At 68.5% G+C, this 12,797-nt stretch carries 11 protein-coding genes and 2 tRNA genes; 5 read left to right on the top strand and 8 right to left on the bottom strand.

The features are described 5' to 3' along the window. Positions 1-4 precede the first annotated feature (4 nt). Complete coding sequence (locus ACJ8AT_RS01835) at positions 5-1,183, top strand: N-acetyltransferase (protein ID WP_407735780.1); 1,179 nt, start codon at positions 5-7, stop codon at positions 1,181-1,183. Positions 1,184-1,191: 8 nt separating this feature from the next. Here the strand turns inward: ACJ8AT_RS01835 and ACJ8AT_RS01830 are convergent, their stop codons facing one another. After that, a complete protein-coding gene (locus tag ACJ8AT_RS01830; protein WP_407735779.1) occupies positions 1,192-3,012 on the bottom strand; it encodes an Ig-like domain-containing protein in 1,821 nt (606 codons plus the stop codon). A 171-nt stretch (positions 3,013-3,183) separates the two neighbouring features. On the opposite strand from ACJ8AT_RS01830, the gene ACJ8AT_RS01825 reads away from it, so the two are divergent. Further along, positions 3,184-4,185 (top strand): NAD-dependent epimerase/dehydratase family protein, encoded by a 1,002-nt coding sequence (locus tag ACJ8AT_RS01825; RefSeq protein WP_407735778.1) that lies wholly within the window; start codon positions 3,184-3,186, stop codon positions 4,183-4,185. Positions 4,186-4,194: 9 nt separating this feature from the next. On the opposite strand, the gene ACJ8AT_RS01820 is transcribed toward ACJ8AT_RS01825, so the two are convergent. Together ACJ8AT_RS01820 and ACJ8AT_RS01815 are read right to left on the bottom strand one after the other, a co-directional pair. Further along, the gene (locus tag ACJ8AT_RS01820) at positions 4,195-4,857 is read right to left on the bottom strand and encodes a phospholipid-binding protein MlaC (protein ID WP_407735777.1); all 663 of its coding nucleotides are present in this window, start codon (positions 4,855-4,857) and stop codon (positions 4,195-4,197) included. Between the two features lie 59 nt (positions 4,858-4,916). After that, a complete protein-coding gene (locus tag ACJ8AT_RS01815; RefSeq protein ID WP_407735821.1) occupies positions 4,917-6,539 on the bottom strand; it encodes a TolC family protein in 1,623 nt (540 codons plus the stop codon). 452 nt (positions 6,540-6,991) lie between these two features. Here ACJ8AT_RS01815 and ACJ8AT_RS01810 point away from each other — a divergent pair, with 452 nt between their 5' ends. Together ACJ8AT_RS01810 and ACJ8AT_RS01805 are read left to right on the top strand one after the other, a co-directional pair. Continuing rightward, positions 6,992-7,915 carry a class I fructose-bisphosphate aldolase gene (locus tag ACJ8AT_RS01810; RefSeq protein WP_407735776.1) on the top strand — a complete coding sequence of 308 codons (924 nt, stop codon included), beginning with the start codon at positions 6,992-6,994 and terminating at the stop codon, positions 7,913-7,915. A 185-nt stretch (positions 7,916-8,100) separates the two neighbouring features. Then, the gene (locus ACJ8AT_RS01805) at positions 8,101-8,799 is read left to right on the top strand and encodes a helix-turn-helix transcriptional regulator (protein WP_407735775.1); all 699 of its coding nucleotides are present in this window, start codon (positions 8,101-8,103) and stop codon (positions 8,797-8,799) included. A 98-nt stretch (positions 8,800-8,897) separates the two neighbouring features. On the opposite strand, the gene ACJ8AT_RS01800 is transcribed toward ACJ8AT_RS01805, so the two are convergent. The 5 genes from ACJ8AT_RS01800 to ACJ8AT_RS01780 all read right to left on the bottom strand — a co-directional run bounded on the left by ACJ8AT_RS01800 (position 8,898) and on the right by ACJ8AT_RS01780 (position 11,714). Then, positions 8,898-8,970 (bottom strand) — tRNA-Ala (locus tag ACJ8AT_RS01800). Between the two features lie 56 nt (positions 8,971-9,026). Continuing rightward, the gene (locus tag ACJ8AT_RS01795; protein WP_407735774.1) at positions 9,027-9,395 is read right to left on the bottom strand and encodes a hypothetical protein; all 369 of its coding nucleotides are present in this window, start codon (positions 9,393-9,395) and stop codon (positions 9,027-9,029) included. Positions 9,396-9,481: 86 nt separating this feature from the next. After that, positions 9,482-10,852, bottom strand: coding sequence for an RsmB/NOP family class I SAM-dependent RNA methyltransferase (locus tag ACJ8AT_RS01790; RefSeq protein ID WP_407735773.1), 1,371 nt, complete (start codon positions 10,850-10,852; stop codon positions 9,482-9,484). Between the two features lie 22 nt (positions 10,853-10,874). After that, a complete protein-coding gene (locus ACJ8AT_RS01785; RefSeq protein WP_407735772.1) occupies positions 10,875-11,543 on the bottom strand; it encodes a response regulator in 669 nt (222 codons plus the stop codon). An 85-nt stretch (positions 11,544-11,628) separates the two neighbouring features. Continuing rightward, positions 11,629-11,714, bottom strand: a tRNA-Leu gene (locus ACJ8AT_RS01780). A gap of 100 nt (positions 11,715-11,814) precedes the next feature. Between ACJ8AT_RS01780 and ACJ8AT_RS01775 the strand changes: the two genes are divergently transcribed. Beyond that, positions 11,815-12,561: a tetratricopeptide repeat protein gene (locus ACJ8AT_RS01775; protein WP_407735771.1), complete on the top strand. Its 747-nt coding sequence runs from the start codon at positions 11,815-11,817 to the stop codon at positions 12,559-12,561. Positions 12,562-12,797: the final 236 nt, after the last annotated feature.

Below are 12,797 nucleotides of genomic sequence, written 5' to 3'. Positions count from 1 at the left end.
AGCCATGGCCCTCCCCGCCGAGCCGTCGACCGCCGCTCCCCTGCCCGCCGTGCCTCCTGACGTGACGGTGACGCCCGTGCGGGGCAACGCGGACAAGACCGCCTTCATCCGCATGGTCTATCCGCTCTACGAGGGCCACCCGAACTGGGTGGCGCCCTTGGAGATGGAGCGCCGGGACTTCCTCGATCCGAAGAAGAACCCCTTCTTCGAGTTCGGCGAGGTGGAGCTGTTCCTCGCGCGGCGCGGCGGCCAGGTGGTGGGCCGCATCGCCGCGGTGAAGGATCCGCACTACAACGAGTTCCACGGCACCAACGAGGGCTTCTTCGGCCTGTTCGAGTGCATCAACGATGCGGGTGTGGCGCGAGCGCTGTTCGACGCCGCGGCGCAGTGGCTGCGCGCCAAGGGCTTCGTGAAGGTGCTGGGGCCCATGAACTTCTCCACCAACCAGGAGTGTGGCCTGCTGGTGGAGGGCTTCGACAAGCCGCCGGCGATCATGACGACGTACAACGTGCCCTACTACGCGTCGCTGATCGAGGCGAACGGCTTCACCAAGGCCATGGATCTGTGGTCCTGGGAGCTGTCCTCCTCGGTCCAGCCGCCGGAGAAGGTGGCGCGCATCGCCGAGAAGATCCGCCAGCGCGACGGCATCACCGTGCGCTCGGTGAACCTGAAGAACTTCGAGCAAGAGGTCGCCCTCATCAAGGGCATCTACAACGCGGCCTGGGAGAAGAACTGGGGCTTCGTCCCGATGACGGACCACGAGTTCGATCACCTGGCGCGGGAGATGAAGCAGATCGTCAAGCCGGAGCTGCTCCTGATCGCCGAGGTGAAGGGCGAGCCGGTGGCCTTCTCCATGACGATCCCGGACGCCAACGAGGCCCTCAAGGTCGCCCACGGTCGCCTCACCACGTTCGGGCTGCCCATCGGGCTGGCGAAGCTGCTGCTGGCCTCGCGGAAGATCCGCCGGCTGCGGCTGATCACCCTGGGCATCAAGGAGGGCTACCGCCGCCGGGGCCTGGACGCCATCCTGTACCTGGACACGCTGCGCACCGCGCACCAGCTCGGCTACGAGGGCGGTGAGATCTCCTGGACGCTGGAGAACAACCACCTGGTGAACCGCGCCATCGAGTCCATGGGCGGCAAGCGCTCGAAGACGCACCGCATCTTCGAGCGCGCGCTCTGAGGTTCGAGTCAGCGCAGCCTGCGGCGGGGCCGAAGGGCTAGCAGCACCAGCACCCCGCCCCATCCCAGCAATGACGGGGCGGCGGCGCCCCCGGTGGCGCAGGAGTGATGGGGCGGCTTCTCGGGTGTGCCGCCCGGATCGTCTGGAATGCCGCCGTCATTGCCCGGCGTGCCACCGTCGGTGTCCGAGTCCGCATCGCCCGTGGGCGGTGTCCACGCGGGCCCGGAAGCTGGGCGCTCGCCGGTCTGGAAGGTCGCCTTGAACAGGCCGCGGCCCGCCATCAGGTACCACTCGCCCTGGTAGAACTTCAGCCGGCCGAAGACGGGGCCAATCTCCAGCGGCAGCAGCTCCGGACGGCCCAGGTACCGGCGGCCGTCGCTGTCGAGCATCACCTCTCCGGTAGAGCCGAGCGCCTCCACCACCGCGTTCTTCGAGAAGAACGAGAGCTGCTGCACCACCCCGTCCGGCCTGCGCAGGAAGACCTGGATCTGATCCGTCGAGCCTTTGGAGAAGGCCACGTACCCCTCGTTGACGAAGAGAGTGCCGGGGTACGTACCGAAGCCGCCTCCGGCTCGCGCAATCTCCTGCTTCGTTCCACCCTCGGACAGGTAGACGACCTCGTCATTTCGTTCCAGGGGCTTCTCGACCCAGGCGAAGTGGTAGCCGTCGGTCGCGAGGGACCGGACGTAGCCGTTCAAGCTCGGCTCGTAGGAGGTGTCCGCCACCTTCCGCACCGCCCCCGCCCTGAAGAGCGTGATGCCACGCAAGTTCGGATCCCGGGAGTCCGCCGCCACGTCCCCTCGCGGCGAGAGCGCTTGGATGCCGTAGGGCGGCGTCCAGGTGTGGCCCGTGGTCTCGTGCCGCAGGTCGCCACCAATAGCCACCCAGTTCCCCTGGACGATGAACCCGGGCGGTCCGTAGGGGCCGGTGCCATGGTCGATGAGGTTTCCCTCCCTCCACTCGTAGAGCCGCGCATCCTTGCCGCGGAAGAGCGCTCCCTTGGGCGTGAGCGCTCCCACGAGCAGATCGCGATCGGGCACGCCTCCCGTGAGGACGTAGTGCTGCTCGATGGCTCCCGTGTCGCGCCGCTGCAGGGTGAACTCCTCGGCGTCACGAACGGACAGGAAGTGCTCCGAGTCGAAGTCGATCAGCGCCGAAGGAGCCTCGCCGACGAACTGGTAGCGCGGGGGCTTGGCGACGTAGATGCGGCGGGAGGCGAAGGCCGGGATGGTGTTATCCGCCGCGCGGAGCCGGACGATCAGCCACCACTGGCCATCGTCGAAGGGGGACAGATCCAAGGAGGCCGAGATCGACTGGCCCCCCGAGGCGAGCACCGGCTCGGAGGAGTTCGCAACCTGGTAGCGCACCACCTGGGCCTCGAGGGTGCCGGAGCAGCCACCCGGATCATCGTCCTGGCACGAGCCCTCAAGGTGGAGCGTGGAGTTCACGGCGGTGTCCCAGGAGGGCTGGGCCAGCGTGATGACCGGAGGCTGATCCAGCTTGAAGGATCGGCTGACCTCGGCCGTCTGGCCCATCACGTCGTGCGCTCTCACGGTGAGGGTGTGCGCGCCCCAGGCCAGCGAGCGCAGGTCCATGCTCCCGGTCCAGGGGCCGGAGGTGGACTGTTGGAGAGGCGCCGAGAGCGTGTCCACCTGGGCGGTGACGGTGTCGACCTGGTACGTGGACGTGATCTTCACCTGGACATCCAGGGTGCCTGTGGACGTCGTGGATTCGGCGGGATTGACGATCTGCACCTGGAGGATGCCCTGTGCACTCGCCGAGGTATGAATCAGCAAGAGCAGCAGGCCAGGCAGCACGAAGCTTCGCATCGACGACTCCCGAGAGATTCAGGTATCGGACGCGCCGGCCCACGCCGCCCATGGAGCCCCGGGTCGAGGCCCCCCACAGCGCGTGAAGGATGACAAATGGCCCGGCTCAGGACAATGAGCATGGCGCCTGCTACCTTGGCGCCGCCCTCTGTCTGACACGGAGTCTTCATCTTGCACATCCTCCTCACCGGGAGCACGGGGTTCATCGGCCAGCGGCTCGCGCGCCGCATCGTCGAGCGCGGTGACACCCTCACGGCGCTGGTGCGCCGCACCTCCAAGCGCGGCATCCTGGACTCGATCGGGGCTCGCTTCGCGGTGGGCGATCTGCTCACGGGCGAGGGGCTCGTCGAGGCCGTGCAGGGCGTGGACTGTGTCATCCACCTCGCGGGCGTCACCAAGGCGAAGGGGCCCGAGGGCTACTTCCAGGGCAACGCCGAGGGCACCCGCCGGCTGGTGAAGGCCATGGCGGAGCTGGCCTCACCGCCGCGGCTCGTCTACTGCTCGTCCCTGGCGGCCGCGGGGCCTTCCATTCCGGGGCGTCCCCGGCGCGAGGAGGAGGCACCTGCGCCCGTCTCGATCTATGGCCGCAGCAAGCTGGGCGGCGAGCAGGCGGTGCGCGAGTTCGCCCACCGTGTGCCCGCGGTGATCGTCCGTCCTCCTATCGTCTATGGGCCGGGGGATCAGGAGTTCCTGCCGTCCATGCTGCCCATGGCGCGGCTCGGGGTGATGCTCAAGAGCGGCTTCGGGCCCAAGCACTACTCGCTCATCCACGTGGATGATCTGTGCACCGTGCTGCTCGCGGCCACCGAGCGCGGCCAGACGCTGCGCGCGGATGATCCGACCGCGGGCGTGTACATGGTGTCCGACGGCGCCGAGCACCGCTGGGAGGACTTCTGCCTGGCGCTCTCGCAGGCCATGGGCCGCGCGAAGCCAACGGTGGTGCCGGTGCCCGACACGGTCAGCTACGTGGTGGGGCTGGGCTCGGAGCTGGCCGCGCGAGTGAGGGGCACCATCCCCATCCTCAACCGGGACAAGGTCCGGGAGATGAGCTACCCCGCGTGGACCTGCTCGATGGAGCGAGCGGCGAAGGAGCTGGGCTTCACCCCCGCCATTCCGCTCGCGCAGGGGCTGGTCAGCGCCCTGGGCCTGGACTCCGCGGCCCGAGGGCGCTGACGCCTCCGGCTACTTCTTACCGGCCGGAGCCTGCTGGCCGGCCGGGGGCTTCACATCCGTGGCCCCAGCGCTCGTGGCCGAGGTGCCGCCGACGTCCGAGGCCTTCGTGGTGGCGGCCGACTTCTCCAGCTGTGCCCGCTTGGCCTTCAGCGTGGAGAGCAGGCCGTCGAAGCCCTTGTCGGCCAGCAGCTTGCGGAACTGGCCGGCGTACGTCTCCACGAGGGAGACCTCATCCGTGACGATGTCATAGATGCGCCAGCCGCCCTTCCCCGCCTTGTAGAGCCGGTAATCCACCGGGACCTGATCCGACTTCACCTTGATGGTGGTGTTGACGGTGGCCTCGTCGCCCTTGATGGTCTCCTTGCCGTACGTCACGTTGGCGTTGGCCTGGCCGATGGCCTTCTGGGCGTACGAGGCGCGCAGGACTCCCTTCATCGTCTCCGTGAAGTCCTTGCGCTGCGCGGGGGTGAGGGTGTCCCAGCTCTTGCCCAGGGCCCGCTTCGCGAGCTCCTCGAAGTCGACGAACTTCTCCACCACGGTGGCGAGCTGCTCGACCGTGGCTCCAGGTGTGTTGGCGGCCTTCTGGACATCCGCATTGCCGGCCTTGACGACCTCGAGCGGGGTCGCAGGTGCAGCGGCAAGCAGCGTGGCGGCAATCAAAGGTGCGAGCATCGTTTCGAGTCTCCTGGAAGTGCTGTCCGAAGGGACGACAGGGGAAGCCGTCTCGTTATTCACTGCTCTGCGTGCGTCACGCCCGTGACGCGGTTCAGCGCCGCTATTCCCACACGGACGTCGAACCAGCCCTTCGATTTTTCGGCCGAGGCCTGTGCGAGCGCGGTGAACGCATCCATCAGTTCCCGTGTATCCGCGGTGCCCAGATCGAAGGAGGCGTAGGCGGCGGTGGCCCAGCGCCGGGCGTTCTTCTCCGCCTCGGTGTAGGCCCGCGAGCGATCGAGCGCGCTCACCAGATCGCCATGCACCTTGGTCACTTCCAGGCGAATGGCCGACTGGAGCAGCCGCTGCTGCGCCTTGAGCTTGTCCAGCTCCGCGCGAGCCTCATCGAGCTGCGCGTTCTTCACGGGGATGTCGAACGTGCCGCGTGCCGCGAGGCCGATGCCCACGGTCCGGTCGTTATAGGGATCGTAGGCGAAGGGCGAGCGCTGGGGCGTGGCATTGCTGGTGTATGTGTACCGCGCGAAGCCGATGATCCCCAGATCCGGGTAGTAGGAGCGCTCACGGATGAGGACCTGCTGCTCACGCGCGGCGATGCCGGCCTGGATGGCCACCAGCTCGGGCCGGTGCTGCTCGGCGAGCTCGATCGCCCGCTCCAGCGTGGGAGGCTTGAACTCCTCTTCCAGCGGCAGGTCCACCTCGGCAATCTCCAGCGCATCGTCGGGCTTTGCGCCCGACAGCAGGCTGAGGGCCGCCAGCGCCTGGAGCCTGCCCTGCTGCGCCTCGCTGCGACGCGCGGCCACCACCTGCTTGAAGAAGTTCACCTTGTACGTGTCCGACTTGGACACCTGCTGGGACTCCTGCTCGAGCAGATCATGGATGCGCTTGTCCGCGTCCTCCAACCGCTTCGCCACGTCCTCGAGCTGCACCAGGCCCGAGCGTGCGAGCTGGTATGCGTAGAACGCCTGCGCGGCCTGGAACCCGGCCTCGTCGCGGGCCCGCTCTCGCAGCGCGTAGCCGATGACGGGCCCCTGGTCTCCCGCCTTCTCCAGCGCCGTGAGCTTGCCGAAGGTGTAGATGGGCAGCAGGGCGCTGACATCGGCGCGCACCGTCACTCCGAGCTTGCCGAAGTCCCAATCTCCCTCCAGCGAGGCATGCGTCGTGGGAGGCCCGCCGAGCCCATCGTTGTACGCCTCGGGCTCGGGGCCGCCGAAGCCCACCACTGTCTCGAACTTGGGGAACCACGCCCAGTGGGCCTGCCGCTGCAGCGCCTGCAGCCGGCGGATCTCCGCCTCGGACTCCTCGACGCGGGCGTCCGAGCGGCGCGCCCGCTCCACGAGCTGCTCGAGCGTGAGCAGCGTCCTCGGAGGCACGGGCGCGCCCAGGGTGACCTCCGCACCCTGCGCGGTGGAGCGGGTCGCATTCTGGGCCGCGGTGTCCTGGGCCTTCGGGGTCGCGCTCTGGGAGCCCACCGCGGGAGCCTTGGCGGGCACGTCCCTCAACGGGGACGCGGGAGGACCCGCGCCCGCGCCCCCGGGCTGTCCGGGCAACGCCGCGGGGGTGCCCGGCACAGGCGTGTTCTGGGTCTCCGGACTCGGCGCCGGAGAGGTGCCCTGCGTCCCCGGCAGGGTCGTACCCTGCGCCTCCGGCATGGGGATGGATCTGCCCTGTGGCCCCGGCATGGAGGTGGAGGTGCCCTGCGTCCCCGGCGTGGAGGAGGAAGTGCCCTGCGTCCCAGCCGCCGACTCCGAAGCTGTCTGCCCCGCCGAGACGGGAGCGCTCTCTGCCCCTCCTGGCACCACGACCTGCGCCGTCGCTGTCCCGGCGGCGAGCACCAGCCCTACTCTCACGAGATGTCCGAGAACTGTCCGTTTCACTGATGGCCTCGTTCGCGGTCCTCCTGCTCACGCGGACCGCGGCGGAGCAGCATCCATCTTCGTACGGGCCTCGTCACCGCTTCTTTACGTTTCCCACCGCCTTCAGGGAGCTGGCGTGTCCCTGTCAGGTCCGGGGCGTATGGGCGCTGACACTTTTTCGCGGGAACTCCTTGCGCTCCGTGAGACGAGAAGCACAATCCGCGCCGTTGCCGACCGGGCCGGGCCGCATGGCCGTGGCCCCGACACCCAGGAGCCTTATGGCCTACACCGATCGTGTGAAGCAGATCCTCTCGTGGTACCCGTCCGACAGCCCGGGCACCCTCACCAACCTGGCTCGCCTGCTGAACCACGGCACGCTCGCCGGCACGGGCAAGCTGGTCATCCTCCCGGTGGATCAGGGCTTCGAGCACGGCCCCGCTCGCTCCTTCGGGCCCAACCCCGCCGGGTACGATCCCGACTACCACATCCAGCTCGCCATCGACTCGGGCTGCAACGCCTACGCGGCGCCGCTCGGCTTCCTGGAGGCGGTGGCCGGCAAGTACATGGGCGAGATTCCGCTCATCCTCAAGGTGAACAACTCGGACTCGTTGGCGAAGGTGCCCAACCCCATGTCCGCGGTGACGTCCTCGGTGAAGGACGCGGTGCGGCTGGGCTGCGCGGCGGTGGGCTACACCATCTATCCGGGCTCGGGGGCTCGCAACGAGCAGTACGAGGATCTGCGCGACATCATCGCCGAGGCCAAGTCCTACGGCCTGCCCACGGTGCTGTGGGCCTACCCTCGCGGCAACATGTCCAAAGAGGGGGAGACGGGCATCGACGTGGTGGCGTACGCGGCGCAGATCAGCGCGCAGCTCGGCGCGCACATCATCAAGGTGAAGCCGCCGCAGGATCACCTCGAGCAGCCCGAGGCCAAGAAGGCCTTCGAGAAGGCCGGCATCCCCACGAAGACGATGGCCGACCGCGTGAAAGAGGTGGTGCGCTCGGCGTTCAACGGCAAGCGGATCGTCATCTTCTCGGGTGGCGAGGCCAAGGACACGCCGGCGCTGCTGGAGGAGATCAAGCAGATCCACCAGGGCGGCGGCTTCGGCTCGATCATGGGCCGCAACGCCTTCCAGCGTCCGCACGCCGAGTCCGTCAAGCTGCTCAAGGACGTGATGAACATCTTCGCCGGCAAGGCGTAGACCCAGGCTCGAGCGGCTTCGCTCTGAACGGCCGGTGCTCCTCTCCAGGGGCCCGGCCGTTTGCGTTGCGGGCAGCGCGCCGGGCGTGAACTCGGCTCCAGGCGCACCAGGTGCCCCTTGACGCCGTTATATTCCGATATATCGTTGATGCATCGCGAGCTAACGAGCCGCGAGAGGAGACACATATGCACGGCGAACCGTTCTGGAACTTTTTTGGTCGTCCCGGTCATGGCCCCTTCGGGCCTCCGGGCTTCGAGCACCATCACCACGATCACCACCACCATGCCCATGACGAGCGGATGGCGATGGGCGGGCGCGGGCATGGCCGCGGACCGGGTGGTCATGGCCCTCGAGGAGGCCCGTTCGGCTTCGGAGGCCCGTTCGGCCGGGGCTTCCCGTGGGATCGCTTCCGTCCGGGCGGGCGGGCTCGGCGCGGAGACGTGCGAGCGGGGATCCTCGCGCTGCTCTCGGAGCAGCCGCGCAACGGCTACCAGATCATGCAGGAGTTGGAGCAGCGCAGTAACGGGATGTGGCGCCCCAGCCCGGGCTCGGTCTACCCCGCCCTGCAGCAGCTCGAGGACGAGGGGTTGGTGCGGGTGCAGGAGTCAGGCAGCGGCCGCGTGTTCATGCTCACCGAGCAAGGCCAGGCCTACGTGAAGGAGCACCACGAAGAGGTGGCGGCTCCCTGGGAGGCGATGAGCGACGCGGCGGGTGAAGGGGTGCTCGACTTCATGAACCTCATGCGGAGCATCGGCACGGCCGCGATGCAGATCGGCACGGGAGGCACTCCCACGCAAGCCGCCGAGGCGCGCAAGGTGCTCGCGGAGGCGCGCCGAGCGCTCTACCGGATCCTCGCCGAGGATGAGGGCGAGAACGAGCGCTGATGGAGCTGGCCCGCATCGCTCGCCTTAGCGAGAAGAGTGATTTCAGTGCCCGCAAAAGCCGAAGCCCCCCGAGGATTTCTCCTCGGAGGGCTTCTTTGTGGAGCTAACCGGGATCGAACCGGTGACCTCTTGAATGCCATTCAAGCGCTCTCCCAGCTGAGCTATAGCCCCGAAACTTCGTGCTGCCGCCGCTCTGGGGAGCGGCCACCGTCGAAAGCGGCGACCTTCTACTTCCTTTTCGGCTTGGGCGCCAGTGGTGTTTGCACCCTGCCGTCGTTTTTTCCCTTCAACCGCGCTGCCACCGCCTCTCCTTCCTGAAGGATGTCGGTGATCTCCGCCGCGTGCGCCGCCGCCCGCTGCTCGGCTGCTTCCACCGCCTTCACCTGAGGAGCCAGCAAGGAAGGAAGCTCCAGCCTGCCCTTCTGCACCTGCCGCCACACCGCCTCGCCCAGCTCCCGCAGCGCCTTCTCCTTCTCCATCTGCAGCGAGTTTCCCCGCGAGTTCAACCGGGCCAGCTCCGCCGTGTGAGTCACCGCCTCGCGAAGCTGCGCCAGTTGGGCCTGGGCCGTCTGGAACGCCTGCTGGATCTGCTTCATGACCTCGGTCTGCTTCGCATCTGCCAAGACGGGCTACCCCCGGAAGAGCTGACAGCAGTGTCCGTAGCGTGGGCCGTTGGGCCCTGTCAACCCTGGAGCTTGCGCAGCCGCGCGGCGAAGAAGCCTCCGCCCGGGACTCGCGGGGGGAGCGGCCTCAGGAATGGGCCGTCGCACAGCGCCGCCGCCCGCTCCGGCCCCAGCACCGGCGCCACCGGCTCCAGCGTGAAGTCCGGATGCTTCTCCAGGAAGCCTCGCACCACCTCGTCGTTCTCCTCCGGCAACAGCGAGCAGGTGGCGTAGACGATCAGCGCCCCGGGCCTGGCCTCCTTCGCCACCTCGTCCAGCAGGGAGAGCTGGGTGGCTTGGAACTCCGTGATCGCCTTCGCGGTGAGCTTCCACTTCTGATCCGGCTCGCGCCCCAGCGAGCCCGTTCCACTGCACGGCGCGTCCACCAGCAGCACGTCCACGCCTCCCAGCGGCAGCGGGTGCGGGAAGGACACGTTGCGAACCGAGAGCTCCCTCACCCGCTCGCGCGCCTGGGCCAGCCGCCGCTTCGAGCGATCGCCCGCCAGCACCCGGCCCGCCGCGCCCACCATGTCCGCCAGCGCCAGCGTCTTTCCCCCCGCTCCAGCGCAGACGTCCGCCACCGTTTGGCCCTCCAGCGAGCCCTCGGGCGGGCGGCACACCTCGGCGATGAGCTGGCTGCCCACGTCCTGCACTTGGAGCCGGCCCGTCTTCATCACCTTCGTCTCGAAGACACGGTGGCTCGAGTCCACGATCCGCACCGCGTCCGGGGCCAAATCCACCGGCTCGGCGGCCACGCCCTCCTCGATCAACTGGGCCAGCACCTCCGCCCGCGTCCCCGTGGGCCGGACCCGGAAGTGCAGCGCCGGCTCCTCATCGAGCGCGGCCAGCAGGGCCTCCAGCGTCTGCTCCGAGTGCAGCGCGGCCAGCCGATCCACCAGCCAGGTGGGGAACGAGTAGCGGATCGCCAAGCGCTCGGCGGCCGTCTCGGGCAGCGGCGGCTCCGGCAGGGGATCCCCCACCACCCGGGCCAGCAGATCATCCTTGATGGTCCGCGGCCGCACCGGGCCTGGCAGCTTCACCTCGGGGCCAATCCGGCTCCAGCCCTCTCCACAGAAGAGCCGCCGCCAGAGCGCATAGCGCACCAGCGCCTGATCCTCCGTGAGCCCCACCTTCCCCGGAGAATGGCCCAGCAGCCGGGCCGCCAGATCCAGCAAGCGCTGGTGCCGCGAGAGCTCCCTCACCGCCAGCGCCGCGAAGCGCCGCTCCTGTCCTCCCAGCCCTTCCGCCTCCCGCAGCGCCGTGGCGAGCGAGGCCTTCAACGGCTCGCCCCGCAGCACCGCCACATGCGCCTCGATGGCGGCCGTGGCCGCGCGCCGCGAGGGACGTCCCAGACGTGCCGGATCCAGGGGAGTAGGCCAGAGCGTGCTCACGAGTCGATTGTCCCAGGGCCCTTCAGCCGCGCAGCGCCAGCGAGAGCACCAAGCACCCTTGCTCGGTTCTCATGGTGGGAGGTTGCCCCCGGGAGAGGAAGAGATACCGCGGCGCCGGCTGCCGCTCCCCCTCCACTTCGAGCGCTCCCTCCACCACCAACACCCCTGCCCGCCCGCTGTGGTGCGTCCAGGCGTAGCTCGTCCCCGGCTGCAGGCGGATCCAGGTCGCATCCTCCTCGGGCTCCGGGGACTGCACCTGCTGGAGGTGCGCTCCCGCGGCCACTTCCGTCCAGCCGGACTCGGGAGGCCAGGCCTTCGACAGCCGCTCCAAGTCACCTCTCAGCGCCAGGAAGCGCTCGACGAGCGCGATCATGTCCTCGAGCTGGAAGGGCTTGGCGAGGATGGCATCCGCCTCCAGGGGCTCCAACGCCCGCTGGAGATCCTCTGGTGTCGCCGCGCTGACGATGGCCACCGCCTGGAGCCTGCGCCGGGCCGCTTCCAGAATGGACCGGCCGCCCTTGCCCGTCCCCGCGAGCCGCAAGTCCGTGAGCACCAGCTCGAAGCGCTCCTGCTGGAGCAGCGCCAGGGCCGCGTCCACCGAGCCGGCCGAGTGCACCTCCGCCAGCTCGGAGAGGACGTCGCTGATACCCTCGCGCAGGCTCGCGTCGTCCTCGGCCACCAGCACCTTCATCGGGCTCCTCCCCGAGGGGACGTCCTGTCCACCCCCCAGGCGCGCCCAGGAGGGCCGCGCGACGCGCACTGCCTGACTTCCGAAATGGCCCTCCCCGGACTCGAACCGGGACGCGGGGTCAGCCGCAGCGGATTTTGAGTCCGCCTCGTCTACCAATTTCGACAGAGGGCCCTGCCTGGGTCCAAAAAACCGGGCTGACGTATAGCGCGGCTGACGCTCCTATGCACCCGGAGATTGCGGCCTCGCGGCCAAATGGCTAGAGGGTCCGCACATGTACAACCTTCTCATCTCCCTGGCCGTGGGGATCGCCATCACCCTGGGCGTCAAGCTGGCGGGCTTCTCCCTCTGGGCCGGCATCATCCCCGGCGTCCTCGCCCTGGTCGCCACCTTCATCCTCCTGGCCCGCCGTGTGGCGCAGCGCATCCAGGCGCTCATGGACTCCGTCCAGAAGGAGTTCGCCACCCAGGCCACCACCCAGAAGGATGCTCAGCAGAAGGTCGAGCGCGCGGTGAAGATGCTCGAGCAGGGCCTGACCTACGACAAGTGGCAGTTCATGGTCGGCCCCGAGCTCCACGCTCAGATCGGCATGCTCAAGTACATGGTGAAGGATCTGGATGGCGCCCAGGTCCACTTCTCCAAGAGCGGCTCGCGCAACTACATGGCCAAGGCCCTGGAGGGCGCCCTGCACTACCAGCGCAAGAACTTCACCGCCATGGAGGCCTCCTTCGAGGAGGCGGTGAACGCCGGCAAGAAGGACGCGATCATCTGGGCCGCGTATGCCTGGTGCCTGGTGCAGACCAAAGAAAAGGACAAGGCCCTGCGGGTGCTGGCGCGCGCCGTGGAGACCAACCCCACCGACGAGAAGCTCAAGGCCAGCCTCACCCAGCTGCAGAACGACAAGCGGCTGAAGATGAAGCCGTACGAGCCCACCTGGTGGCAGTTCGGGCTCGAGGCCCCGCCTCCGCAGACCCTGGGCGGGGGCGGCGGCCGCCGCGTTCAGTTCATTAACCGACGCTAGCCCTGCACCTTCAGTCGCCCATCGTTCTCCGGCGCACGGGAATTCCTACCGCGTCACGACTTCCTATCCTGGAAGGTCTTCCAGATCGGTAAGACTTGCGGTGTAGCAGTCACCGCAACCGCCTGAAAATACTCCGGCCGTCATGCTCCCCCCAGGGCACGCGGCTTGCTCCCACGTCCACCACGCCTCCGCAGAGGGGCGGTACGGAAAAGCGACGAGCGGACTTGGCAGCCGGA

Origin of the sequence: Hyalangium sp., from assembly GCF_045802625.1 — a bacterium.
Taxonomy (GTDB): domain Bacteria; phylum Myxococcota; class Myxococcia; order Myxococcales; family Myxococcaceae; genus Hyalangium.
Note: the sequence above shows the minus strand (reverse complement) of the source record. Positions and strands in the feature narration are given on the sequence as shown.